General features: G+C 72.7%; 24 protein-coding genes. 16 read left to right on the top strand and 8 right to left on the bottom strand.

Features of this window, described 5'->3' with window-relative positions:
• Window positions 1-12 precede the first annotated feature (12 nt).
• From ACIBG7_RS28450 to ACIBG7_RS28415, 8 genes are all read left to right on the top strand, one after another.
• Entirely contained in the window at window positions 13-750 is a 738-nt protein-coding gene (locus ACIBG7_RS28450) for an SDR family oxidoreductase (RefSeq protein WP_357921678.1), read from the top strand.
• Between the two features lie 75 nt (window positions 751-825).
• Complete coding sequence (locus ACIBG7_RS28445) at window positions 826-1,425, top strand: hypothetical protein (RefSeq protein ID WP_397338225.1); 600 nt, start codon at window positions 826-828, stop codon at window positions 1,423-1,425.
• Window positions 1,418-2,071: a class F sortase gene (locus ACIBG7_RS28440; RefSeq protein ID WP_397338224.1), complete on the top strand. Its 654-nt coding sequence runs from the start codon at window positions 1,418-1,420 to the stop codon at window positions 2,069-2,071. The genes ACIBG7_RS28445 and ACIBG7_RS28440 overlap by 8 nt, the downstream gene beginning before the upstream one ends.
• Before the next feature lie 9 nt (window positions 2,072-2,080).
• Window positions 2,081-3,511, top strand: coding sequence for an amidohydrolase family protein (locus tag ACIBG7_RS28435; protein ID WP_397338223.1), 1,431 nt, complete (start codon window positions 2,081-2,083; stop codon window positions 3,509-3,511).
• Between the two features lie 41 nt (window positions 3,512-3,552).
• A complete protein-coding gene (locus ACIBG7_RS28430; protein WP_397338222.1) occupies window positions 3,553-4,746 on the top strand; it encodes an ABC transporter substrate-binding protein in 1,194 nt (397 codons plus the stop codon).
• Window positions 4,743-5,573, top strand: a complete 831-nt coding sequence (locus ACIBG7_RS28425; protein WP_397338221.1) for a carbohydrate ABC transporter permease — start codon at window positions 4,743-4,745, stop codon at window positions 5,571-5,573. Before ACIBG7_RS28430 ends, ACIBG7_RS28425 begins: the two co-directional genes overlap by 4 nt.
• A complete protein-coding gene (locus ACIBG7_RS28420; RefSeq protein WP_397338220.1) occupies window positions 5,570-6,385 on the top strand; it encodes a carbohydrate ABC transporter permease in 816 nt (271 codons plus the stop codon). The genes ACIBG7_RS28425 and ACIBG7_RS28420 overlap by 4 nt, the downstream gene beginning before the upstream one ends.
• Before the next feature lie 49 nt (window positions 6,386-6,434).
• A complete protein-coding gene (locus ACIBG7_RS28415; RefSeq protein WP_357921657.1) occupies window positions 6,435-8,357 on the top strand; it encodes a Xaa-Pro dipeptidyl-peptidase in 1,923 nt (640 codons plus the stop codon).
• A 531-nt stretch (window positions 8,358-8,888) separates the two neighbouring features.
• Here ACIBG7_RS28415 and ACIBG7_RS28410 read toward each other — a convergent pair.
• The gene (locus ACIBG7_RS28410) at window positions 8,889-9,545 is read right to left on the bottom strand and encodes a hypothetical protein (RefSeq protein WP_397338219.1); all 657 of its coding nucleotides are present in this window, start codon (window positions 9,543-9,545) and stop codon (window positions 8,889-8,891) included.
• Window positions 9,542-10,084 (bottom strand): SigE family RNA polymerase sigma factor, encoded by a 543-nt coding sequence (locus ACIBG7_RS28405; protein WP_357921652.1) that lies wholly within the window; start codon window positions 10,082-10,084, stop codon window positions 9,542-9,544. The genes ACIBG7_RS28410 and ACIBG7_RS28405 overlap by 4 nt, the downstream gene beginning before the upstream one ends.
• A 225-nt stretch (window positions 10,085-10,309) precedes the next feature.
• Between ACIBG7_RS28405 and ACIBG7_RS28400 the strand changes: the two genes are divergently transcribed.
• From ACIBG7_RS28400 to ACIBG7_RS28385, 4 genes are all read left to right on the top strand, one after another.
• Complete coding sequence (locus ACIBG7_RS28400; RefSeq protein WP_357921650.1) at window positions 10,310-10,849, top strand: RNA polymerase sigma factor; 540 nt, start codon at window positions 10,310-10,312, stop codon at window positions 10,847-10,849.
• A 51-nt stretch (window positions 10,850-10,900) separates the two neighbouring features.
• Window positions 10,901-11,368 carry a peroxiredoxin family protein gene (locus ACIBG7_RS28395; protein WP_397338218.1) on the top strand — a complete coding sequence of 156 codons (468 nt, stop codon included), beginning with the start codon at window positions 10,901-10,903 and terminating at the stop codon, window positions 11,366-11,368.
• A 319-nt stretch (window positions 11,369-11,687) separates the two neighbouring features.
• On the top strand, window positions 11,688-12,128 hold the full coding sequence (locus ACIBG7_RS28390; protein ID WP_397338217.1) for a DUF1203 domain-containing protein: 441 nt from the start codon (window positions 11,688-11,690) through the stop codon (window positions 12,126-12,128).
• Between the two features lie 143 nt (window positions 12,129-12,271).
• On the top strand, window positions 12,272-13,348 hold the full coding sequence (locus ACIBG7_RS28385; protein ID WP_397338216.1) for a phosphotransferase: 1,077 nt from the start codon (window positions 12,272-12,274) through the stop codon (window positions 13,346-13,348).
• Window positions 13,349-13,373: 25 nt separating this feature from the next.
• On the opposite strand, the gene ACIBG7_RS28380 is transcribed toward ACIBG7_RS28385, so the two are convergent.
• Genes ACIBG7_RS28380 through ACIBG7_RS28365 form a run of 4 tightly spaced genes read right to left on the bottom strand, consistent with a single transcriptional unit; the run spans window position 13,374 to window position 17,719 of the window.
• The gene (locus tag ACIBG7_RS28380) at window positions 13,374-14,963 is read right to left on the bottom strand and encodes an MFS transporter (protein ID WP_357921639.1); all 1,590 of its coding nucleotides are present in this window, start codon (window positions 14,961-14,963) and stop codon (window positions 13,374-13,376) included.
• Window positions 14,964-14,982: 19 nt separating this feature from the next.
• Complete coding sequence (locus ACIBG7_RS28375) at window positions 14,983-15,432, bottom strand: hypothetical protein (RefSeq protein WP_357921636.1); 450 nt, start codon at window positions 15,430-15,432, stop codon at window positions 14,983-14,985.
• On the bottom strand, window positions 15,399-16,898 hold the full coding sequence (locus ACIBG7_RS28370) for a hypothetical protein (RefSeq protein WP_397338215.1): 1,500 nt from the start codon (window positions 16,896-16,898) through the stop codon (window positions 15,399-15,401). Before ACIBG7_RS28370 ends, ACIBG7_RS28375 begins: the two co-directional genes overlap by 34 nt.
• 26 nt (window positions 16,899-16,924) lie before the next feature.
• The gene (locus ACIBG7_RS28365) at window positions 16,925-17,719 is read right to left on the bottom strand and encodes a DUF4253 domain-containing protein (protein ID WP_357921630.1); all 795 of its coding nucleotides are present in this window, start codon (window positions 17,717-17,719) and stop codon (window positions 16,925-16,927) included.
• A gap of 56 nt (window positions 17,720-17,775) precedes the next feature.
• Here ACIBG7_RS28365 and ACIBG7_RS28360 point away from each other — a divergent pair, with 56 nt between their 5' ends.
• Window positions 17,776-18,378, top strand: coding sequence for an HAD-IA family hydrolase (locus ACIBG7_RS28360; RefSeq protein ID WP_357921627.1), 603 nt, complete (start codon window positions 17,776-17,778; stop codon window positions 18,376-18,378).
• Here ACIBG7_RS28360 and ACIBG7_RS28355 read toward each other — a convergent pair.
• Window positions 18,372-19,490 carry a TIGR03118 family protein gene (locus ACIBG7_RS28355; RefSeq protein ID WP_397338214.1) on the bottom strand — a complete coding sequence of 373 codons (1,119 nt, stop codon included), beginning with the start codon at window positions 19,488-19,490 and terminating at the stop codon, window positions 18,372-18,374. The genes ACIBG7_RS28360 and ACIBG7_RS28355 overlap by 7 nt on opposite strands.
• A gap of 80 nt (window positions 19,491-19,570) precedes the next feature.
• Between ACIBG7_RS28355 and ppgK the strand changes: the two genes are divergently transcribed.
• Both ppgK and ACIBG7_RS28345 read left to right on the top strand, forming a co-directional pair.
• Window positions 19,571-20,305: a polyphosphate--glucose phosphotransferase gene (ppgK, locus tag ACIBG7_RS28350; RefSeq protein WP_397338213.1), complete on the top strand. Its 735-nt coding sequence runs from the start codon at window positions 19,571-19,573 to the stop codon at window positions 20,303-20,305.
• Between the two features lie 59 nt (window positions 20,306-20,364).
• A complete protein-coding gene (locus ACIBG7_RS28345; protein WP_357921618.1) occupies window positions 20,365-20,835 on the top strand; it encodes a VOC family protein in 471 nt (156 codons plus the stop codon).
• A gap of 24 nt (window positions 20,836-20,859) precedes the next feature.
• Here the strand turns inward: ACIBG7_RS28345 and ACIBG7_RS28340 are convergent, their stop codons facing one another.
• On the bottom strand, window positions 20,860-22,656 hold the full coding sequence (locus tag ACIBG7_RS28340; RefSeq protein ID WP_397338212.1) for a BTAD domain-containing putative transcriptional regulator: 1,797 nt from the start codon (window positions 22,654-22,656) through the stop codon (window positions 20,860-20,862).
• 202 nt (window positions 22,657-22,858) lie between these two features.
• Between ACIBG7_RS28340 and ACIBG7_RS28335 the strand changes: the two genes are divergently transcribed.
• Window positions 22,859-23,287: a hypothetical protein gene (locus ACIBG7_RS28335; RefSeq protein ID WP_397338211.1), complete on the top strand. Its 429-nt coding sequence runs from the start codon at window positions 22,859-22,861 to the stop codon at window positions 23,285-23,287.
• Window positions 23,288-23,299: the final 12 nt, after the last annotated feature.

Here is a 23,299-nt window from a genome sequence, read left to right as displayed (position 1 = left end):
GGAGGTAGGTCGGTGACGGATCGTCGGCTCGCGGAACAGGTCGCCCTCGTCGTCGGCGCGGGCCGGGGGATCGGCCGCGCGATGGCCCTGGCGCTGGCCGGGGCCGGAGCCAAGGTGCTGGTCACCGCCCGCACCCGGGACGAGGTGGAGGAGACCGCCGAGTTCGCCCGCGGCGTCGCCCTGGTCGGCGACGCGGCCGACCCCGGGCACGCCCGCGCCGCGGTGGGACGCGCCATCCGGCTGCACGGGCGGCTCGACCTGCTGGTCTGCGCCGCCGGGCGGCTGGGCGCGGTCGGGCCGCTGAGCCTCACCGACCCGGCGCAGTGGTGGCGCGACGTGGAGGTCAACCTGCGCTCGGCCATGCAGTTCACCCGCGAGGCGCTGCCGTACATGACCGAGCGCGGGCAGGGCCGGGTGGTCTACCTGGCCGGCGGCGGCGGGCCGTACCTCACCGCCTACGGCGTGGCCAAGCAGGGGCTGAGCTTCCTGGCGCGCAGCGTCGACGAGGAGGTCGGCAAGAGCGGCGTGCGGGTCTTCGAGCTGTTCCCCGGCACGGTCGACACCCGGCTCGGGCGCCGCTTCGCCGAGTCGGAGGAGGCCAAGCTCTGGCTGCCCGGCCTGGTCGCCTCGGTGACCGCGCGGCGGGCCGGCCCGGAGGCGGCGGCCACCGCGGTGGTCCGGCTGGCGGCGGGGGAGCTCGACCACCTGGCCGGCGGACTGGTGCGAGCCGATGCGCTGGACGAGGGGTGAATGCTTGATCACTCTCGGTGAAGATTTGCCGTTGGCGGGACGGGAGTGACCGGTGGGGCCGGGTAGAAGCCCGGCATGGGCTTTCTCTACCGTGCGGTGGTCACCGCGGCGGTCCTGGTCGCCGGCGTGGCGGGACCGGCGGCGGCGGACGTGGACATCTCTCCTTACAAGGTCGAACCGGGCGACAGCGTGCGCATCACCGTCGACTACGACTTCGGCCCCGACTGCGGCGACTCCGAGTGCGGCGATGACGAGTGCGGCGACAGCGGATGCGGCGACGACGAGTGCGGCGTCGCCGAGCTGATCGCCGAGTCCGAGGCGTTCGAGGAGGAGGGCGTGGTGCTGCGGGACCGCGGTGACGTGGCGGTCGGGCGCGCCGACATCGACTGGGACGCCGAGCCCGGCCGGTACGACGTGGAGGTCTCCTGCGACGGCGGCTCCTACGTCGACTCCGGGACGCTGATCGTGGTCGGCGGCTGGGGGCCGGACACCGGAGGCGGCGGCCTGGCGCTCACCGCGCGGGACACCGCCACCGCGACCAATGCCGCGACCAGCGCCGAGCCCGCCGGCGTGCCCGGCGCGCTGCTGGCCGGCGGCGGGGCCCTGCTCCTGCTGGCCGGAGCCGCCGCCGGGTCGGTGATCGTGGTCCGCCGCCGCGCCCGCGGACGTGGCTGAGCGAACGGTCCCGGGGATTCTGGCTGAGCGGGTGGTGCTGGCGACGGCGGGTGTCGCGGTGCTGGTGCTCGGGCTGGGTGGGTGCAAGCCGGCCGGGCGGGCACCGGCGCTGACGCTGCCGGCCACGGTGCAGGCGCGTGGCTGGCCGTCGCCGGCTCCGGGCGGGTCGCGGCTGGTCCGGCCGCTGCGGGTGCTGGTGCCCGCGGTCAAGGTGGACGCCCCGGTGCTCGCCGTGAACAGCGGCGACAAGGGCCGGCTCCAGGCCCCGCCGCTGGGCGAGGCCAATCTGGCCGGCTGGGACCGGCAGAGCCCGGTGCCCGGCCAGCCGGGCGCGAGCGTGCTGGTCGGCCACCTGGACACCAAGACAGGACCGGCCGTCTTCGCCAGGCTGCGCCAGGTCAAACCCGGCGACACCCTGGCCGTCCTGCGCTCCGACGACCGGGTCGCGGTCTTCCGCGCCACCGGCACCGAGCAGATCGGCAAGGCCGCCTTCCCGGTGCACAAGGTCTTCGCCGGCTCGGCCGCGCCCGCCATCCGGCTGGTGACCTGCGGCGGCCGGTACGACCACGCCAGGCACTCCTACGAGGACAACCTCATCGTGTACGGCGAGCACGCCGGAACCTACCGGGTGGCCGACCTGCGATAGTGGTATACCGTGAGCACCCTCATCAAAGCCTCCCATGTCGTCGGCTTCGACGGCACCGACCACGTCATCCACCGCGACGGCTGCGTCGTCTACTCCGGCGACACCGTCGTCCACGCCGGCGGGCCGTACGACGGGCCAGTCGACGAGGTGATCGACGCCGGCCTGGCCCTGGTGGGGCCGGGCTTCATCGACCTCGACGCGCTGGCCGACATCGACCACGCCATCCTCGACACCTGGCACGGCCCCGGCACCGCCGGCGGCCTGGCCTGGTCGGAGGACTACTTCGCGCGGCGGCACGCGGTCTTCCCGCCGCACGACACGCTCTTCATGCGCGAGTACGCGCTCACCCAGCTCATCCGCAACGGCATCACCACCGCGATGCCCATCGCCGCCGAGACGCACAGCGCCTGGGCCGAGTCCTACGAGGAGTTCGCCGGCGTCGCCGAGATCGCCGGGCGGCTCGGCCTGCGCATGTACCTCGGCCCCTCCTACCGCTCCGGCGTGCCCGTGCTGCGCGCGGACGGCAGCCGCGACGTGCTCTGGGAACCCGAGCTCGGCGAGCGCGGCCTGGCCGACGCGATCCGCTTCGCCCGCGACTTCGACGGCGCCCACGACGGGCGGCTGCGCGGCGTCCTGCTGCCCTGCCGCATCGAGACGCTCACCCCCGGCCTGCTGCGCGCCACCGCCGAGGCCGCCGCCGAGCTCGACTGCCTGGTGCGCCTGCACTGCATGCAGGGCGAGACCGAGCTGGCCCTGCTGTCCCGCTGGTACGGCAAGCACCCGCTGGAGGTGCTGGAGGAGGCCGGACTGCTCGGCCCGAGGCTGATCGTCCCGCACGCCCGCTACCTCGACCCCGGCCAGGTCGGCCGGCTCGCCGCGCTGGCCGGGATCGCGCACTGCCCGCTGACCTCGGTGCGCTACGGCGACGCGCTGCACGACTTCGACGCCTACCGCGCGGCGGGGGTCAACGTGGCGCTGGGCACCGACTCCTTCCCGCCGGACATGATCCGCAACATGGACTACGGCAACAACCTGGCCAAGCTGGTCACCGGGCGGCTCGACGCCGGCTCGGCGGCCGACTACTACCGGGCGGCCACCCTGGGCGGCGCGCGGGCGCTGGGCCGCGACGACCTCGGCCGGCTGGCGCCGGGCGCCAAGGCGGACCTGACGGTGGTGGACCTGTCCGGGCCCCGCGTCGGGCCGGTGGACGACCCGATCCGCACCCTGCTGATGAACTGCGGCGGCGCCGACGTCACCACCGTGGTCATCGACGGGCGCGTCGTCATGCGCGACCGGGTGATCCCGGGCGTGGACGAAAGCGCGATGCGGGAGCGGGCCCAGGACTACTTCGACCGGATGAAGGCCGCCTACTCCGAGCGTGACCACCTCCGGCGGCCGGGTGCGGAGCTGTTCCCGGCCTCGTTTCGCGAGGTCAGCTGAGCCCTCGTCATAGCCGGCGAATCGCTGGGCAGCGGGGTGGCATGCCCCGCCGTACCGCAGCCCTGGTCGCCCTCTCCCTCCTGCTGACCGGCTGCGGTGCGGACGGCCGGGTGACCCTGGACTTCTTCCAGTTCAAGCCCGAGGGGACCGAGGTCTTCGACCGGATCATCGCCGGGTTCGAGCGGGAGCACCCGGGCATCCGGGTCGTGCAGAACCACGTGCCGAACGCCGAGACGGCGGTGCGGGCCCGGCTGGTGCGCGGGGATGTGCCGGATGTCCTGGCGCTCAACGGGTCGAGCGTGTTCGGGGAACTGGCACGGGCCGGGGTCTTCCACGACTTCTCCCGCCACCCGGCCCGCGAGGCGATCAACCCGGCGGTGCAGCGCATCCTCGACGACCTCGGCACCCACCGGCCCGGCGAGGTCAACGGGCTGCCCTTCGCCAGCAACGCCAACGGGATCATCTACAACAAGTCCCTGTTCGACGCGCACGGCGTGCGCCCGCCCACCTCGTGGCCGGATCTGCTCGCGGCGGCCCGCCGGTTCGAGGCCGCCGGGGTCACGCCGTTCTACCTCACGCTCAAGGACGCCTGGACGGCGCTGCCCACCTTCAACGCGCTGGCCGCCAACCTCGCGCCCGGCGACTTCTTCGCGCGGCGGGCGGCCGGCCGTACCAGCTTCGGCGCGGCCTACGGCGAGGTGACCGCGCGCCTGGCCGAGCTCTACCGGTACGGCCAGCCCGACCGCTTCTCGCGCGGCTACGACGAGGGCAACCGCGAGTTCGCCCAGGGCCGGTCGGCCATGTACCTGCAGGGCAGCTACGCCATCCCGGCGATCAGGAAGGCCGGGCCGCGCTTCGAGATCGGCACCTTCAACCCCCACGACAAGCTGGTCGCGGGCGTGGACGTGGCGATCACCATGCCGCGCGAGCCGCGCCGGCCGAAGGAGGCCGCGCTCTTCGTGGACTACCTGATGCGCCCCGAGGTGCTGCGCGCCTACGCCCGCGAACAGGTCGCCGTGCCGCCGCTGCGCGAGGCCACGCCCGACGACCCGGCCCTGCAGGGCGTGATGCCCTTCTTCGCCGAGGGCCGGCTGACCGGCTACCCCGACCACCAGATCCCGCTGGCGGTCGGGCTGGAGCGGATCATCCAGCAGTTCCTGATCGACGGCGACCGGCGCGCCTTCCTGGCCGAACTGGACAGCGAGTACGACAAGGTCATGGAGCGCCGCTCATGAGGACGTACTACTGGATGGTCTTACCCGCGCTCGTGCTCTTCCTGCTCTTCCACACCGTGCCGGTGCTGCAGGGGCTCTACTACTCCTTCACCGACTACCCGGGGTACGGCGAGCACGCCTTCGTCGGCCTGCGCAACTACCTCAACCTGGTCAAGGACGACCGCATCCTCGACGCCTACCTGTTCACCTTCAAGTTCGCGCTGGTCGCGACCGTGCTGACCAACGTGCTCGCGCTGGCGGTGGCGGTCGGGCTGAACGCGCGCATCCGGTTCAGGACGGCGCTGCGCGGGATCTACTTCATCCCGAACGTCCTGGCCATCCTGATCGTCGGCTACATCTTCAACTACCTGTTCGCCAACTCGGTCCCGGCCGTCTTCGGCGGCACGAACATCCTGGCCGACCCCGCGCTGGCGTGGATCGGCATCGTCCTGGTCGCGGTGTGGCAGGCGGTCGCCTTCAACATCGTGATCTACCTGGCGGGCCTGCAGACCATCCCGGCCGACCTGCACGAAGCCGCGATGATCGACGGCGCGGGCACCTGGCGGCGCTTCCTGTCGGTGGTCTTCCCCCTGATCGCGCCGTTCTTCACCATCAACATGGTGCTCTCGCTCAAGAACTTCCTGCAGGTCTTCGACCACATCGTCGCCCTCACCAACGGCGGGCCCGGCACCTCGACCACCTCGGTGTCGCTGCTCATCTACACCGGCGGCTTCCAGGGCGGGGAGTACGCCTACCAGACGGCCAACGCGATCGTCTACTTCGTGGTGATCGTGCTGGTCTCGCTGGTCCAGCTCAGGATCCTGCAACGCAGGGAGGCGACGCTGTGAAGCCGCGCTGGTGGCTGACCGCCCTGATGGCCGCGGGCTCGCTGACCGTGCTCGTGCCGCTCTACTTCACCGTGGTCACCGCGCTCAAGACCCCCGCCGAGCTCGCCGGCGCCGGATTCGACCTGCCGGACAGCCCCGCCTGGGGCAACTTCGCGCAGGCCTGGGAACTCACGAACTACCCCAAGGCCGCGCTCAACAGCGCGCTGATCACCGTCGGCGCGGTGGCGCTCACCCTGCTCACCAACTCGATGGTCGCCTACGCCATCGCGCGCAACTTCCGGCGTCGGCTGTTCAAGGGGCTGTACTACTACTTCGTCTCCGCGCTGTTCGTGCCCTTCCCGATCATCATGCTGCCGGTGATCAAGCAGACCTCGCTGCTCGGGATGGACAACCAGGCGGGACTGATCCTGCTCTACGTGGTGTACGGCCTGGCCTTCAACATCTTCCTCTACGTCGGCTACATCCGGTCCATCCCGGTCTCGCTGGAGGAGGCCGCCCGCGTCGACGGCGCCGGAACCTGGACGGTGTTCTGGCGCGTGATCTTCCCGCTGCTCGCGCCGATGAACGCCACCGTCGGCATCCTCACCTTCCTGTGGGCCTGGAACGACTTCCTGCTGCCGCTGGTCGTGCTCTCCAGCCCGGACGCCCAGACGTTGCCGCTGGTCCAGTACGTCTTCCAGGCGCAGTTCAACACCGACCACACCCTCGCCTTCGCCTCCTACCTGATGGCGCTGGCCCCGGTCCTGCTCGTCTACCTCTTCGCCCAGCGCTGGGTCATCTCCGGCGTGCTGCGGGGTTCCGTCAAAGGGTGATCTCTGAGACATTGCGAGTGGTATTTCACTCCCTTTCCGGAGGTCACGCGTGCCACAGTTACGCCCGGCCCTCGCCGCGGTCGTCCTCACCCTGACGATCACCACCCCCGCCCAGGCGTCCGCCACCACCCCGGCCGTCACCGTCGCCGACGGCCGCACCCAGCCCGTCTTCTCCTACGCCGACGCCGTCCGCGAGCACGTCTACGTGCAGGCGCCGATCGACAGCGACGCCGACGGCGCCCTCGACCGCGTGCGCGTCGACATCATCCGGCCCAAGGAGTCCGGGCCCGGGCTCAAGGTCCCGGTGATCATCGACGAGAGCCCCTACTACGACAACTCCGGACGCGGCCCCGAGCGGGAGCGCAAGGAGTACGACGCGGCCGGGAACCCGGTGAAGTTCCCGCTGTTCTACGACAACTACTTCGTGCCGCGCGGCTACGCCGTGCTCAACGTGGACATGCTCGGCACCACCAAGTCCGACGGCTGCCCCGACACCGGCGGCCGGGCCGACGTGCTGGGCGGCAAGGCCGTCATCGACTGGCTCAACGGCCGCGCCCCCGGCTTCCGCGCCGACGGCACCCCGGTCGCCGCCGACTGGACCACCGGCAAGGCCGCCATGATCGGCAAGTCGTACGACGGCACCCTCGCCAACGCGGTCGCCGCCACCGGCGTGCGCGGGCTGGAGACCATCGTGCCCATCTCGGCGATCAGCTCGTGGTACGAGTACCAGCGCTCCAACGGCATGCTCTACAACAGCCTGAACTACGCCGGATGGCTGGCCAATGCGGTGGACACCGACGGGGCGGTGAAATGCGCCGCCGTGCGGGACCGGATGAACGCCGAGGACGCCGACGAGACGGGCAACTACACGCCCTTCTGGGCCCTTCGCGACCACCGCGCGGACCTGTCGAAGATGCGGGCCTCGGTCTTCGCCGTGCACACCGTCAACGACCTCAACGTCAAGCCCGACACCTGGTCGGAATGGTGGGACGCGCTCGCCCAGCGCGGCATCCCGCGCAAGGTCTGGGTCGGCCAGTACGAGCACGTCGACCCGTTCGACTTCGAAGGCCGCCGCGACATCTGGGTGGACACGCTGCACCGCTGGTTCGACTATTGGCTGCACGGGGTGCGCAACGGCATCCTGCGCGAGCCGCGCGCCGACGTCCAGCTCGCCCCCGGCCGCTGGATCACCCAGCGCGACTGGCCCGCGCCCAACGCCCTGCCCGTCGCCCTGCGGCCCTCCGCCGACGGCTCCCTCGGCCTGCTGCCCGCCCGCCCCGGCGCCACCGGCAGCTTCACCGACCTGCGACTCAGCGAGACCGCCATGGTCGCCGACGTCGGCACCCCGGCGCCCGGCCGCCTCGCCTACACGACCGGGCCGCTTCCCCTCGACCTGCGCCTGTCCGGCACCCCCGTGGTCGACCTGCGGGTCACCCTCGACAAGCCCGCCGCCAACCTGACCGCCCTGCTCGTCGACTTCGGCGAGACCCCGCGCGTGGACTGGCGCACCGGTCAGGGCATCGTCCAGCAGGCCACCGAGTCCTGCCACGGCGACGCCTCGGCCCTCGACGACGGGTGCTACAAGACCTTCGGTACGGCTGTCGCCACCCGGCCGCTGGAGATCGTGGCGCGGGGCTGGATCGACACCTCCAACCGGGACTCCCTGTCCGTCTCCACACCGGTGACGCCCGGCACCTCCGTGCGGGTGCGGTGGGAGACGTTGCCGCAGGAGTACGTCTTCCGGAAGGGCAACCGGATCGGGCTGGTCCTTGCGGGGACCGACAACACCTACACCCGGGCCGAGAACCCCACCGGGACGCTTGTCACGGTTGACCTTGCTCGTAGCAAGATCGTCGTCCCGCTGGTCCTGACCGCGCCGCCCACCGAGAACGACCTTCCGGCCGCCGCCCGCTCCACCTGGACCGGCCCGGCCGAACTCACCCTCCCCGAACCGCAGTCCGAGTTCTACTAGCGAGGTCCTCGCCCTTCGGGCTCGGGCAGCGCTTGGTGGGGGGCCGCCTCCGGCGTCCCCCCACACCCCCCTCTACGAGGGTCCTCCCGGCCCCTCGCGCTCCCCGAGTCTGGGGCGGTCGCCGGAGGTCGAGTCGATTTGTGCGTTCGCCGGGCTCTGCCATAGAAGGCGGCTGGACCGTTGGGCAGCGGCGGGGGCGCTTGCTGACCCCATCGGTAGGCGCGGGCCTGTCTCTGAGCCGAGAGGCCGACCGGTCAGGTCGTGCCCAGTGGGTACCGCGCGAACTCGGGATCGGCGTCGCCGAGCTCGATGTCGTTCTCGTCCAAGGCGTTGACGATGCGGAAGCGGCCGGACCCCGTCCTCGACGAAACGGACCAGGGCGAAGCCGGTCAGACGCCTGCCAAGGAGCGCCGCCGGAGCGGGTCCATGGTCGGCGCGGACGGCTTCCAGGCCGACCAGGAACGTCGGCTCGAAGCCGGGAATTCCCATCACGGGAGGTGATTGTCCAAGTTCCTCAACTGGCGGCCAATGTCAGAGCGGGATCCGCTGCAGGACCTTGCCCTTGGCGTCGGTGAAGACCAGGCTGCGCATGGCGACGTCCCGGGGATACTCGACCGCCCACAATCCCAGGCCAGGGCTGACCTCGCGGGTGAGGGAGCCGGGGAACTTGCGGCCGTCCTTGGCGTGGGCGGTGACGCCGTGGACGGCGGACTTGGCGATGCCGAACCAGAGGTTCACGACACGGAGCTTGCCCTGCCGCCTGGCGTACTCCTCGGCAGTGAAGGGCGGGAAGGAGGAGCAGGAGCTTCCGGTGGGGCCGCTGCTGCAGAGGAAGAGGTGGTCGGGGCGGGGGCTGTGGCTCACCCACATGAGCAGGGGCGGCACGGAGGCGATCCGGCCCTTGGGCGGGTACTTCTTCTTCAGTTCCGCGAAGCCCCGGTAGGTGGGGGTGGCGGAGGGGGAGGGGACGGCGACGGCGACGTCGGGTCGAGGGGTGGGGCGGTCGGGAGTGATGGTGAGGGTCGCGAGGACAGCGGCGGCTGCGGTGACGGCGGTGGTGGCGGCCAGGGCGGCGCGACGGCGGCGGCGCACGGCACGTCCCTCCGCCATGGCGCGGTCGACGTCGATCGAGGTGGGCGGCTGCTCGCGGGTGGCCAGCGAGTCGAACAGCTCCTTGACATCCGTCACGGCTTCTCCGTCCAGGCGAGAGGGGACTGCGGGGCGTCGAGCATCGAGCGCAGGGTGGCGAGACCGCGGGCGGTCTGGCTCTTGACGGTTCCGGCGGAGCAGCCGAGCGCCGCGGCGGTCTGCTCGACGCTCAGGTCGCAGTGGAAGCGGAGGACGAGGGTGGCGCGCTGGCGGGGTGGGACGGCGGCGAGGGCTCGGGTGAGGTCCATGGCCAGGTCCCGGTCGCCGGAGTCGGACACCCCGGAAGCGCCGGGCGAGCGAGGGAGCGCCGGGTCGGGAGGGGTGCCGGATGCCAGCCGTACCCGGGAGAACCAGCCCCCGCGCTGCTCGGCGAGGAAGACGCGGATCAGCATCACGCGCACATAGGCGTCGAGGTCGTCGGCGGCCCGGGCCTGACGCCACTTGACGTACAGCCGGGTGATCGTCGTCTGGACCAGGTCGTCGGCGCGGTGCCAGTCGTGGCACAACGGGTAGGCGATCCGCCGCAACCAGGACAACCGGCCCCGCACGTAGGCGGTGTACTCCTCGTCAGCGTTCATGGATCTCCCAGATGGATGGCTTCACACTCAGGGGATGCGTCCAGCCCGGGAGCGGGTTGCACGGGTCCGAAACCCGTATGACGGGGGCCCGGCGAAATTGGTTGCCGCGAAGGTGAATCCTTTTGTACGGCGGTGCCCTCTTATGGGGTGATAGTCACACGGAAGGGGACACAGGCATGGCAGAAGCCACGGCACGGGCCTGGGCCGAGCGGCTGGAGGACGGGCGTGAGTGACCGCGCCTGGGCGAGCGAGCAGCTCATCGAGGCCGCGCAGGCGGGCGACCGGGAGTCGATCACCGCGGTGATCCACGGCGCCCACTCCCACGTGCGGCGCTTCGCCGAGCACCTGTGCGCCACCCCGCAGGACGCCGAGGACGCGGCGCAGGAAGCGCTGATCACGCTGTACCGGAAGATCGGCACGCTCCGGGCGACCGGGGCGCTGGCGTCGTGGATGTTCCGCATCGTGCGCAACGAGTGCCTGCGCCGGGCGCGGCTGCTGTTCGAGCGGGACGCCGACTTCGGTGCGGGGGCGGCGACCTCGGCCGAGGACGAGGTCATCCGGCGGATGGAGGCCGAACTGGTCGCCCAGGCGATCAGGGAACTGCCGGACGTCCAGCGGCGCGTGCTGATCATGCGTGACGTCCTGGGCCATCCCGGCCGGCGGGTCGCGGAGTCGCTCGGGCTGAGCAACGCCGCGATGAAGTCCCACCTGCACCGGGCCCGTGCCCGGCTCCGGCTGAGCCTGACCGGATCCGCCGGCCGCTGAGCCCGGGCCGGTCGCCTTCCATCACCCGTTTTCGCGAAGAGGAGTTCCACCATGCTCACCATCGGATCGACCGCGCCCGACCTCGTCCTGGAGGACACCGACGGGCAGGCCGTACGCCTGTCCGACCATCGGGGACGGCAGGCCGTACTCGTGTACTTCATGCGGTCGACGTCCTGCCCGATCTGCAACCGCCACGTGCAGGACCTCGTCCGCAGCCGGGGCGAGTTCGCGGCGGCGAACGTCCAGGTGTTCGTCGCGGTGCCCGAGGAGCGGGCGGAGGCGGCGGCTTGGAAGGCCAGGCGGCAGGTGCCGTTCCCGGTCCTGACCGGACGCCGGGGGACGCCGCACGAGATGGTCGGGCTGAGCAGGAAGATCTTCGGGTCGATGCAGCAGTCGGGCGATGTGCTGGTCGACGCCCAAGGCGTCGTCCGGCATGTGCATGGCGCGACCATGCCCACCGGCGCGTACGACAGGAAGGGGATCATGGCGGCGATCCAGGAGCTGCGCGCGCACGCGTAGGCGCGGGTTGGACGGGGCCGGGTGTGGGTGGCGGGCTGGGGCCTGCCACGGCTTCGACGTGCCGCCGGAACGTTCGCGCCGGTTGGGGCAGGAGGCGGAGGCGGCGGGGTTCGACGGCCGGATGGGTGAGCCTGGCCGTTGGGCAGGGGGAGGGTGGGCGCGCCGCCGAGGCGGAAGGGTGGGGGCGCCAGGACCTTGGAGGGTGGTGCGCCGCCGACCGGGGAGGGCGTGCGATGTCCGAAGGGCGCCAGCGGGGGGTGAGCTGGGGCGTCACGCTGGGGGTATGACATTTACGATTGCTGCGATTCCCCGGGAGATCGTGACGGAGCTGCTTCGGCGGGACGATGCGGGTAACCCGCCGCGGCTGCTGATCGATGACGAGGGTGGCAGCCCGTTGCGGTGCTGTCTGACCAAGGCTGAGGCGGGGGCGGAGATCGCCCTGGTGTCGTACGCGCCGCTGCGGCGGTGGGCGGTGGAGAACGGGGTGGAGCCGGGGGCGTACGACGAGGTGGGGCCGGTGTTCGTGCACGCCGGGGAGTGCCCGGGGCAGGAGGGGGACGGGTGGCCGGTGGCTCACACCGCGCAGCGGGTGCTGCGGGCGTACACCGCTAAGGGGACTATTCACTCGGGGCGGCTCCTTCCCGCCGGGGCGGATCCGGAGGCGGGGCTGGAGGAGCTGTTCGCTGAGCCGGAGGTGGCTGTGGTGCACGTACGGGCGGTGGAGTTCGGCTGCTTCCAGTTCGCCGCACACCGGTCCTAACCGACACCAGCCCCAGACCCACAGCAGCCACCACCCCACGGCAGCCACCACCCCACGGCAGCCACCACGCCACAGCCTCACGGCCCCGCGTCCGCCGCTTCAGCGGACTGGGACGTGCGGCGGCACGGCCTAGCATCGCTCGGATGGATGAGTTGGCCGATGAGGTCGAGCGGCTCCTGCCCGGCACCGCCCCCTGGTCCCTGCACCCCCTGACGCACAACCCGCTGAACGCGGTCACCGCCGGGATCTGGCGGGTCGTGAGGGGTAGTCGGTCGGCGGTGGTCAAGGTGTTGTCGCCGGAGCCGGGCGGGCACCCGGACTGGCAGGCGTCCAGAGACCCGAGGCACTGGAACTACTGGCGCCGTGAGGCCGAGGTGTACGCGGACGGCCTGCCGTACCTGTGGGAGAAGGCCGGGGTCCGGGCGCCACGGCTGCTGGAGGTGGTGGAGCGCCACGGCGGGGAGCTGGCGCTGTGGACCGAGGACGTGGCGGGGCAGCCCGGCGCGGCCTGGTCCGCCGAGCGGCACGTACGGCTGGCCGGGCAACTGGGCCGGGCGCAGGGCGGCACCGGGCCGGTGGAGCGGCCGTGGCTGAGCCGGGGCTTCCTGCGCGGCTACACGGGAGCGAAGAGCGTCGACTGGTCGCTGCTGGACGACGACGAGGCGTGGGCGCAGCCGATGGTCAGGGAGCACTTCCCGCCCGGCCTGCGGGCCGAGACGGTCCGGCTGCATCGTGACCGGGAGTGGTTCCTGGCCACGCTGGAGGGCCTGCCCCGGGTGTGGTGCCACCTGGACCTGTGGCCCAACAACGTGATCGCCGACGGGAGCGGGTCGGTCCTGCTCGACTGGGCGTTCACCGGGGAGGGCGCGCTCGGCGAGGATCTGGGCAACCACCTGCCCGACAGCGTCTTCGACCTGTTCCTTCCGGCGGCGCGGCTGCCGGAGCTGGACGGGCGGCTGTTCGGGGCCTACCTCGACGGGCTGCGGGAGGCGGGGTGGCGCGGGGATCCCCGGCAGGTACGGCTGGCGGTGTGCGCGTCGGCGGTGAAGTACGACTGGCTCGTGCCGGCGCTGCTCCGGCGGGCGGGTGAGGCGGTGCAGCTCGACTACGGCGGCGGCCGGCCGGTGGATGTGGCGCGGCGATATCGCGAGCGCGGGGCGGCGCTGATGTTCCTGGCGGGCTGGGCCGAGGAGGCCCGCGGACTGGGCGGCTACGCCTGATCCGCGGGCCCCGCAACAACGCGGGTCAGGTGGCGGTGGCCGGTTCCGGGGAGTCGGCCGTCGCGGTGGTCTCCACCCCGAACACCAGCACGATCACCACCGCCAGCAGCAACGGCACCGCCCCGAGCAGCGCGGTCGTCCCGATGGACGGCACGGCGGCCCCGGCCACCAGCACCGCGGTGACCGCGACGCCGCCGAACTTGCCCATCCCGGCCGACAGCCCCGAGCCGCGCGAGCGGATCCGGGTCGGGTAGATCTCCGAGGCGTAGGCGGCCAGCACGGCGGAGATGGCCGCGGTGCCCACGATGGGCCCGGCCAGCAGCAGGTACAGCCAGGTGCTGTCCTGCGCCAGCGTCTCACCGGCGAACGACAGCGCCACCAGGGCGACCCCGACCAGCGTGGACAGCACCACGATGGTCTTCTTCGCGCTCCACAGCCCGTACATCGCCGCCGAGACGAAGATGAGCGGCAGCCCCAGCAGCGTCGAGTCGCGCAGCGCCCGGTCGGCGGTGACCTGGTCGAGCCCGAGGGTGCGCAGGTTGGACGGGATCCAGAGCTGGAAGCCGAAGGTGACCAGGCCGATCGCCAGCCCCAGGATGACCACCGCGGAGGTGAGCCCGGTGTACGGCGCGCGGAACAGCCGGGAGTAACCGCCGGAGGTGGGGTCGGCGACCGTCTCCACCTCCTCGCCGCGTACCGCGGCGGCGCCGTACCGCTGGAGGATCTCCGAGGCCTCCTCGTGCCGCCCGTGGGCCAGCAGGAAGCGCGGCGACTCGGGGATCCAGCGGTTGAGCAGGATGAGGAAGACCCCGGTGGGCAGCCCGACCAGCCACAGCACCCGCCAGGAGTAGGTGGGCGCGAGCGAGGCCGACAGCCAGCTCGCGGCGAGGTAGGCGATGGCCAGGTTGCCGCCGATCAGCACCATGACCCAGCCCTTGTGCCGCGCCGGGATGGTCTCGGCCAGCAGGGAGAAGGCGATGGGCAGCATGCCGCCCGCGCCCAGGCCCATGACCAGGCACATGATCAGGTTCCACTCGAACGACGGCATCGCGCCGCAGATCGCGGTGGCCACGAAGATCACTCCGGCGAACAGGATGGACGGCTTGCGCCCGATCCGGTCGCCCATCCAGCCCCAGATCAGCGAGCCGAGCACGGTCCCGGTGAGCCCGAACAGCGGCAGCAGCGCCACCGGCAGCTCCCCGGTCGGTACGGCAGGCCGCAACGCGTACTCCTTGGCCATCTCCGGCGCCACGAAGCCCAGCGTGATCGGCTTCATCGCGTCGATGATCACCGCCGTGGACATGACCACGATGAGGCCGATGTGCGCCGGCCGCAGCTTCGCGCCGTCGAGCGCCTTGATCTTGACGTCCGCGGCCGGCTTGGCGGTGAGCCAGCCGCGCGGCACGAGCCCGTAGGCCGTCGCCGCGATGCCCGCGACGATCAGCACCATGCCGATCGTCATCGGCAGGTCCATCGGCATCCCGGCCATCCGGTAGCCCATGTGCGAGGCGTGCAGGTACATCGGCAGGTGGAGTGCCACCCCCGCGACGCATAACACCACACCCGCCCAGAAGGCCAGCGGGTGGGCGAAGTGGATTCCCCCGGCTCTACGCATGCGCGTCTTGCCCTTTCGATCAGATCAGGCGCCCGCCTCGCAAGCGCCAGCGGACGGACAGCACCCTCATGGGGCCGTTCGCGAACAACCACTGGCCCAGCCAGACGACCAAGAACATGATCGTGAAGGCGCCCCCGCGAACCGGGCCGGTGACGAGCGGGACCAGCTCCGCCTGGAGCAGGCCCCACAGCAGCAGTCCCTCGGGGAGGCCGGTGAGCAGGCCGAACAGCGTCGGCCAGTCCTTGTCCCAGCGGAACTGCATCAACAGGTGGTACAGCAGCTCCCAGCCGGCGCCGAGCACGGTGGCGGCCAGGAGGATCACGAAGGCGTCGGCCAGGCCCATGGGCAGGACGAGCGCCAGCAGCGCGGTCAGTGGTGCGCCGACCGCGAAGGCGAGGAACAGGCGGGTCTGCAGCCGCCCGCCGAGGGTGGGGATCACACCGGCCGCCCGCCGGCCCAGCGCAGCCACTGCGCCACCGACCGCAGCGGCCCGAGGCGCCGGCCGAAGCCGCGCCGCGCGAGGTCGTCGGCGATCTCGTGCGCCGCGGTCTGCAGGCCGAGGAAGCTGTCGACGGCCAGGAAGTGGTTGCCCGCGACCGCCGCGCCGGAGGCGTACAGCGCCCCGTCGCCGCTTCCGGCGCCGAGCACCTCGAAGCTGGGGCTCACCGCCAGGCGGCCGGCGCGGTTGCGGGTGGCTCCGCCGAAGCGCAGCAGGTCGTCCAGGACCCGGTGCTCGGACATGTCCGCCTCCAGGCCGGTGCAGTCGATGATGAAGTCCGACAGGTAGGTGAGGTGGCCGTAGTGGGTGACCAGGCGGCCGTCCGGGGCGCGCTCGATCTTGTCGACGGTGGCCTGGACCGGGTGGTACCAGCCGCCGGAGCGGGCCCGCGCCATCTGGTCCTGCCAGCGGCGCAGCTTGGGGGTGGTGGTCCCGGCCACCAGCTTGGCGAGCTCGGCCCGGCGCTCGGGCGTGGCCGCGGCGAAGTCGGCCTTGAGCTGGCCGCCGAAGGCCGACTTGGGCATGGTGAAGGCCTGGTAGGCCCAGCCGTCGCCGCCCTTGCGGCGCATCCGGGCGTTGGGGCCGTGCGAGCCGGTGACGTAGGTGCGGAACAGGTGCACGATCTGGGTCTGCAGGCCGTACCGTTCCACGTCGTCCATGAGGCGCTGCAGCACCCGCGAGGCGACGATGCCCGCGCCGCGCACGATGACCGTTCCAGGCCGGCGGCGCAGGGTGTCGTAGACGTGCTCGTGCGGCTCGTAGGCGTTGACGACCTGGTGGCCGCCGCCGTGCTCCTCGCGGAAGCGCTGCAGGTCGTCGAGGAACTTCAGCCCGGGGTAGCCGACCGCCAGGTGCACGTGGCTGGAGCGCAGGATCACCCGCTTGGTCGGCGCGGCCCCCGGCGGCGGGGTCAGGACGGTGAAGTAGCCGCCGCCGTGCCGCTTCCTGACCATGCGGACCTGGCCCTTGGCCAGCATGCTCCAGTAGCCGATGCGGTGCGCCTCCTTGGCGATCGAGGCGCTCACCAGGCCGGCCGGCGGGCTGTAGAAGTCGCTGAGCACCGGCTCGACCAGCACCTGCAGCAGCGGCTTGAGGCTGACCTCGCGCCACGACTCGGCGACGGCGTAGGACGGGAAGCCCCAGATGTTGTCCGGCCTGGCCCCGGCGTCGGAACGGATGCGCTCGGTGGCCGGGAGCTGGGAGGCCCGGCACAGGTAGTCCCAGGTCTGCCAGGGGGTGTCGTTGACCGACAGCACGCGCATCCACTCGGCCGGGACGCCGCGGATGCGCAGGACGTCGAGCAGCGTGAACGAGCCGATGCCGCCGCCGACGGAGACGAGCGGCACGTCGAACACCGGGATGCCCGCCCGCTCCGGCAGCCCGTCCCCCCAGACAGGGGTGTTCAGTAACTCTGGTGTGAGATCGCCCCGAATCATGCCAAGGACACGTTAATGGAGAACGATCAGTCCCACCAGAAAGACCACGAATACGCCGAGACGAGCTCCTCGGCGTAGCCGCGCAGGTCACCGGCGCCCTGCACGATGTTGTCCGGGCAGAACGCCCAGTGCTCGGCGGCCACGTGCAGCGCGTGCTCCAGGTCGGTCGGCGGCGCGGCGATGCTCAGGTCGAGGGTGTTGAAGCCCACGCACACCACCCGAGCCCCGAACCGCTCCTCCCAGCTCCGCACGACCGCCGCCATCGGCACCGCCCACTCGTTGTGGTGGATGGCGCCCTGCCAGCCCATCGCCACCAGCGCGTCGGCGCCCCGGGCCGCGGGTGCGAGGCCGAGGCACATGCCGCGCTCCTCCAGTTGCTTGGCGAACCACTCGGCCACCTCGTCGGGGTCGCCCGCGGGCACGCCGGGGTCGGCCAGGCCGGGGCAGAGCACGCCGAACGGCTCGATCTCCGCCAGCGCCTCGGGCGGCGCCTGCATCACCCACTCCTGCCACACCTCGGCCATGAAGCCTTCGGCGGTGAAGTGCCCGATCAGCACGGGGTTGTCCGGTTCGACGCGGGCGGCGGCCCACGGCTGCGCGGTCTCCTCCAGCAACATCGGCCACAGCCCCGAGCGCGGATGCTCGGCCCGTAACGCCGACCACTGCGTGGCGGTCGCCGGGTCGAGACTCATCCAGAACGCGGGACGGCCGTCCTCCGCGCACAGGAGCTCGCCGGAAGGCAGCCCGACGGAGAGCGTGCGACCCCTGCCGCCGTCGGCGAACAGCCGGCGCAGCTCCTGGGGAAGCTGATGATCCGTCATCTCGGGGCTTATCGTAGTGGCCTCGACTTTGCCGCACCCAGGGACGGAATCGACTCGTGCTTGCCTTTGACGCTGTGCTCTGCGACCTCGACGGCGTGCTCCGGCACCACGACCCGGCCGCCCAGGCGGCCCTCGACGAGCGGTACGGCCTGGCCCCCGGTGAGCTGCTGAAACTCGCCCTCGCCCCGGAGACGATCGGCCCGGCGCTGCTCGGCCGGGTGAGCGACGAGCAGTGGCTGGAGTCGGTCGCCGAGGCCCTCGGCGGCGACGAGCGGGCCCGTGCCATCGTCGCCGAGTTCGCCGCCGTGCCCACCTCGGTGGACGAGGAGGTGCGGGCGCTGCTGGCCGGGATCCAGGCGCACGTCCCGGTCGTGCTGGTGACCAACGCGACGACCGCGCTGGAGGAGGCGCTCGCCGGGCTCGGGCTCGCCTACTTCGCCGACGAGGTGGTCAGCAGCGCGCGGGTCGGCGTGGCCAAGCCCGACCCGCGCATCTACGAGATCGCCGCCGAGCGGGCCGGGGTGCCCGCCGGCCGCTGCCTGTTCGTGGACGACCGGGCCGAGAACGTCGAGGCCGCGGTACGGCTGGGCATGATCGGCCTGCACTACACCGGTCCCTCGGCGCTGGCGGCGGCGCTTGCCGTACCGGACGGTCAGTAGCCGCCGGAAACCGGCGGCGAGGTGACCGGCGCGGCCGGGGCGGCCGGTGAGGTCGGCGTAGCCGGTTGGCCGGTCGCCGGGGCGCGCGCGCCCGCGGGCCGGATCAGCCCGACCAGGCCGTGCCGGGCGCCGTCGATCCCGGCGGAGAACCACAGCGCGTTCTCCCCGCCGGTCGCCGCGGTGCCCGGTTCGAGGTCCCACAGGCCGGGCAGCACGATCGGCCGGCCGGCCGAGTCCCGCAGCGGGCCGAGGTGCCGCCCGCGCTTGAAGACCTGCACGGTGCCGTCGCCGAAGTTGCCGACCAGCAGCGCGCCCGCGTAGGCGCCGAAGCCGCGCGGCGCGACGGTGACCGCCCAGGGCGCGTTGAGCGCCCCGCGCGACAACCGCCCGGTCAGCCGGCCGTCCGGGCTGAAGCGGGAGACGAAGCCCTTGCCCCGGGTGGCGACCGCCTTGCCGGTGGCCGAGTCCCGCAGCGCGTAGGAGACCCAGACCGCGCCCGCCACGGCCGAGACGTTGAACGGCGCGTAGCCGCGCGGCACGAACGGGTCCCTGAACTGCCAGCGGCCCAGCCGCAGCCGCCGGAAGTCGGCGTCGAAGGCGTGCACCCGGCCGCCGGCGAAGTCGGCGGCCAGCAGGAGCGAGTCGCCGACCATGGCCAGGCCCTTGTAGTCGGCGCCGCGGGTGAAGGCGCCGATGACCGCGCCGGCCGGGTCGGCCTCGGCGTTCCAGCCGGTGATCGCGCCGCTCGGGCTGGCGAACAGGAAGGTCGCCGGCTTGCCCTTGACGGTGAAGCCGTCGCCGGGATTGAGCACCTGCCCGGTCGGGGCGCCGCCCGGGACGGCCACCTCGGTGGCCTCCTTCCTGATCGCGCCCGGGACGCCGGAGTAGACGGTGGCCGAGCCGGTGCCGGTGTTGGCCACCCAGAGCGTCTTGCCCAGGGCCAGCCCCCAGGGGTTGACCACGCGTGGATCGTGGACCGCGGCGCGGCCCTTGACGTCGGAGACGAGGCCGACCACCTCGAACCTGGGCCGGGTCTGCGCGGCCTCGACGGGAGCGGCGGCGGTGAACAGGACGAGTGTCCCGGCGCAGAGTGTCATGATGCGGTGCTGCATCCGTGCCTCCTCGATGTGCGCTTGTGCCGCGAGATACGCCAGGGGCTGACGGTGGGTTCATTTCGGGGTATAGGGGCCTCATGAACGTTCTGGGCATCGACATCGGCGGATCCGGCATCAAGGGGGCGCCGGTCGACCTCGCCACCGGCGAACTGGCCGCCGACCGGCTCCGCATCCCCACCCCCCACCCGGCCAAGCCCGACGCGGTCGCGGAGGTAGTCGGCCAGATCGTGGCGCACTTCGGCTACACCGGGCCGGTCGGCGTCACCTTCCCCGGCATCGTGATCGACAACGTGGTGAAGAGCGCCGCCAACGTGCACCACAGCTGGATCGGCGTGGACGCCGGGACCCTGTTCGGCGGGGCGGTGGTGCTCAACGACGCGGACGCGGCCGGCGTCGCGGAGCTGACCTTCGGCGAGGGCCGGGGCCGGACCGGCACCGTGCTGATGCTGACCTTCGGCACCGGCATCGGCAGCGCGTTGTTCGTGGACGGCCTCCTGGTGCCCAACACCGAGCTCGGCCACCTGGAGCTGCACGGAAAGGACGCCGAGCACCGCGCCTCCGACCGCGTCCGCGAGGAGGAGGACCTGAGCTGGGAGAAGTGGGCCGGCCGGGTCGAGGAGTACCTGCGCCACGTGGCCATGCTCTTCTCGCCGTCGCTGATCATCATCGGCGGCGGGGTCTCCAAGAAGGCCGAGAAGTTCCTGCCGCACATCCGGCTGGACGTCCCGATCGTCCCCGCCGGCCTGCAGAACCAGGCGGGGATCGTCGGGGCGGCGATGGCCGCGGCGAAAAAGCTGCCGCCGCCGCGATGAGTCCGGCGCCGGGCGCCGGTCTGTACAGGCAGGAACCGACGCTCACCGAGGAGACCACCATGCAGAAGATCGCCACGCATCTCTGGTTCGACACCCAGGCCGTCGAGGCCGCGGAGTTCTACACCTCGATCTTCCCGAACTCGCGGATCGTCGAGGTGCAGCGCTTCCCGGGCGGCACGCCGGACGGCGGCGAGATCTCGGTCGTCGTCTTCGAGCTCGAGGGCCAGCTCTACTACGGGCTCAACGCCGGGCCGGAGTTCAAGTTCAACGAGGCCATCTCGCTGTACGTGCACTGCGAGACGCAGGAGGAGGTCGACACCTACTGGGACCGGCTGCTCGAAGGCGGCGGCGAGCCCGGCCCGTGCGGCTGGCTCAAGGACCGCTACGGCCTGTCCTGGCAGATCGTGCCGAACGCGCTCACCCGCATGGGCACCGACCCGGACAAGGAGAAGGCCACCCGCGTCATGCAGGCCATGATGAGGATGTCCAAGCTGGACATCAAGGAGCTGGAGGCCGCCTACCACGGTTGAACCCCGACCGGCTGGTACGGCGGGTCAGGCCGGCACGTCCTTCAGGAGCGCCGGATTGTCCACCCCGGCGGCGAACAGCCGCGCCGAGGCCAGCGCCCGGCCCTCGCCCAGCCGCCAGTGGTGCAGGTGGGCCCGGACCACGAGCTCGCGCATGTCGCACCGGGCGGCCAGCGCCGCCAGGGCCCTCGCCAGCGGGCGGGCCCGCTCGTGCTCGTCCCGGCCGAGCGCGGCGGTGATCGCCGTGTCCAGCACGTGGGCGTGGATCCACTGGTAGCGGTCGGGCACCCGGGTGGAGCGGGCCAGCGCCTCGTCCAGCCAGCGCGCCGCCGCCCGGTGCTCGCCCTTGGCGGCGTGCAGCAGCCCGAGCCCGCGCGCGGCCATGCCCTCCCAGCAGGGGTCGTCGAGCCGGCAGGCCAGCACCCAGGCGTGCTCCAGCCGCTCACCGGCGCCCTCCAGGTCGCCGCCGAGCAGGTCCGCCTCGGCGCGCAGGGTCTGCGGCCAGGGCAGGAAGGCCATCCAGCGCTGCTGCCGCACCAATTCCAGCGAGCGCGACAACGCCACCGACGCCTGGCTGCGCTCGGCGCGCAGCAGGTGGGCCCGGGCGGCGATCGACAGCGACCAGGCCTGCTGGCGCTGGTCGCCGCACCGGTGGGCCCGTTCGGCGGACTCGCCGAGCAACTCGAAGGCGGCCGGGTAGTCGCCGCGGTCGGAGGCGTTCATGCCGCGCACGCCGAGGATCGGGGCGAGCTCGTCGTCGGTCTCGGCCAGCGCCTGCGCCCGGCCCAGCCAGCTCTCCGCGGTGCCGCGCCGCCCGGCCTGCACCTCGGCGAAGCCCAGCACCCGGTAGGCGGTCACCGCGGTGGCCCGCTCGCCCTCCTGCCCGGCGAGCTGGATCGCCTCGTGCAGGACCACGACGCCCTCCTCGTCGCGGCCCCGGGCCGAGTGCACCAGCGCCTTGCCCAGCTCCAGCAGCGCGGTGGCGCGTAGCCTCTCGTCCTGGCAGCGGGCCGCCTCGGCGACCGCCTGGCGCAGGCACTCCAGGCCGGCGTCCACCGCCCCGGCGAGAAGGGCCGCCCGGCCCGCCTCCAGTTGTCCCGCCGCTGCGGCCCGCCCGCCCAGCGGCAGCACGGTCGCGCGCCCCGGACCGGCCGAGGCCGCCTCCCGCAGCGCGGGCGAGACGGTCAGGCCCAGCTCGTTGCGCAGGAGGTCCTCGCAGACCGCGACCTGCCGGGCCGCCGCCGCCCGGTCCCCGGCCAGGGCCAGGCTGCGCACCAGCAGCTCGTGGTTGCCCTCCTCCAGCGGGTTGCGGGCCACCGCGCGCGAGGCGTACGGCACGGCCTCCCGCGCCCGGCCCGCCGCGAGCAACGCGTAGGCCGCCTGGCGCAGCCGCGCCTCGACGACCGCCGACACGCGATGGCGCTCCACCAGCAGCCAGGAGTCGAACGCCGGGCTGGAGGCGAGCTGCACCCCCTCCAGCAGCTCGCCGCCCAGCTCCAGCAGCGCGGCCGGGTCGGCCGGGTCGCGGCCCAGCAGGAGCACGTCCACCTCGATGTCCGCCGGGAAGGAGGCCACCAGCGGATCCCCGCCCAGCGACGCCGCCGGCCCGAGAGCCCGGCGCAGCTCGGCCAGCGTCCAGCGCAACGCCGCCAGCGGGTCGTCGGCGTCGCCGAACAGCAGCTCCGCCAGGTGCCTGCGGCCCGGCGGGCGGTCGGTCAGCACCAGGTAGGCGAGCAGCGCCCAGGACTTGCGGCCCCGCGGCGGCCTGGCCGGGGCGCCGTCCCGCTCGATCGCCGGGGGGCCGAGCAGCCGGATGCGCGCCATCGGGCTCCACCTCCTCCGCTCAGCTAAACACGCGGGACCGGCGACGCGGACCGCTCGCCAGGGGCCGGGCCGGCTTCACTGTCGCGTCCGGCCGGGGCTCCACTGTGGCGTTCGGCCGGGGCTCCACTGTGGCGTTCGGCCGGGTGACGGGGCGTGTGATACACCTGACGTGCACTTATCCCCTCCCTTCGGATGTCGTCTCATGCGCTGGCCATGGTGGGCTGCGGCCCTGGTGTCGTCCTGCCTGCCGTACCTGCTGCCGGGGCAGGAGGAGAGCTTCGGCTGGTTCGCCTACGGCGAGTGCCGCGGGTTCGGGGCCTACCTGCGCTCGACCGAGGTGCTCCGGCCGCTGACGGCGCTCCCGGCGCCGCTGGTGGTGCTCGCCGCGCTGGCCGCGTGGTGGCTGCTGCGCCGGCGCGGACGGGTGCGGGCGGCGCGCGGGGCGGCCTGGGCGGGAGCGGCGCTGATCGGGGCCTACCCGCTGGCCGTGCTCGCGCTGGCGGCCTACGACGCGGTCAACGGGTGCGGCGGGGTGTGGAGCCGGCTGGTCTGGGGGCTCGTCTTCCAGGTGGCCGTGGCGGCGCTGGTCGTGGTGGCGGGAAGCGGCGGCGCCCGGCGCGCGTTGAGGTAGGCGTCGGGACTC

This window comes from Nonomuraea sp. NPDC050328 (assembly GCF_044459405.1).
Classification (GTDB): Bacteria; Actinomycetota; Actinomycetes; order Streptosporangiales; family Streptosporangiaceae; genus Nonomuraea.
Note: the sequence above shows the minus strand (reverse complement) of the source record. Positions and strands in the feature narration are given on the sequence as shown.

Excerpts from the sequence above, each read along its gene's own strand:
- ACIBG7_RS28425 (WP_397338221.1), top strand. The coding sequence starts at position 4,743 with ATGAGGACGTACTACTGGATGGTCTTACCCGCGCTCGTGCTCTTCCTG.
- ACIBG7_RS28345 (WP_357921618.1), top strand. The coding sequence starts at position 20,365 with ATGCAGAAGATCGCCACGCATCTCTGGTTCGACACCCAGGCCGTCGAG.
- ACIBG7_RS28340 (WP_397338212.1), bottom strand. The coding sequence starts at position 22,656 with ATGGCGCGCATCCGGCTGCTCGGCCCCCCGGCGATCGAGCGGGACGGC.
- ACIBG7_RS28445 (WP_397338225.1), top strand. The coding sequence starts at position 826 with ATGGGCTTTCTCTACCGTGCGGTGGTCACCGCGGCGGTCCTGGTCGCC.
- ACIBG7_RS28380 (WP_357921639.1), bottom strand. The coding sequence starts at position 14,963 with ATGCGTAGAGCCGGGGGAATCCACTTCGCCCACCCGCTGGCCTTCTGG.
- ACIBG7_RS28370 (WP_397338215.1), bottom strand. The coding sequence starts at position 16,898 with ATGATTCGGGGCGATCTCACACCAGAGTTACTGAACACCCCTGTCTGG.
- ACIBG7_RS28430 (WP_397338222.1), top strand. The coding sequence starts at position 3,553 with ATGCCCCGCCGTACCGCAGCCCTGGTCGCCCTCTCCCTCCTGCTGACC.
- ACIBG7_RS28355 (WP_397338214.1), bottom strand. The coding sequence starts at position 19,490 with ATGCAGCACCGCATCATGACACTCTGCGCCGGGACACTCGTCCTGTTC.
- ACIBG7_RS28395 (WP_397338218.1), top strand. The coding sequence starts at position 10,901 with ATGCTCACCATCGGATCGACCGCGCCCGACCTCGTCCTGGAGGACACC.
- ACIBG7_RS28405 (WP_357921652.1), bottom strand. The coding sequence starts at position 10,084 with ATGAACGCTGACGAGGAGTACACCGCCTACGTGCGGGGCCGGTTGTCC.
- ACIBG7_RS28385 (WP_397338216.1), top strand. The coding sequence starts at position 12,272 with ATGGATGAGTTGGCCGATGAGGTCGAGCGGCTCCTGCCCGGCACCGCC.
- ACIBG7_RS28335 (WP_397338211.1), top strand. The coding sequence starts at position 22,859 with ATGCGCTGGCCATGGTGGGCTGCGGCCCTGGTGTCGTCCTGCCTGCCG.
- ACIBG7_RS28365 (WP_357921630.1), bottom strand. The coding sequence starts at position 17,719 with ATGACGGATCATCAGCTTCCCCAGGAGCTGCGCCGGCTGTTCGCCGAC.
- ppgK (WP_397338213.1), top strand. The coding sequence starts at position 19,571 with ATGAACGTTCTGGGCATCGACATCGGCGGATCCGGCATCAAGGGGGCG.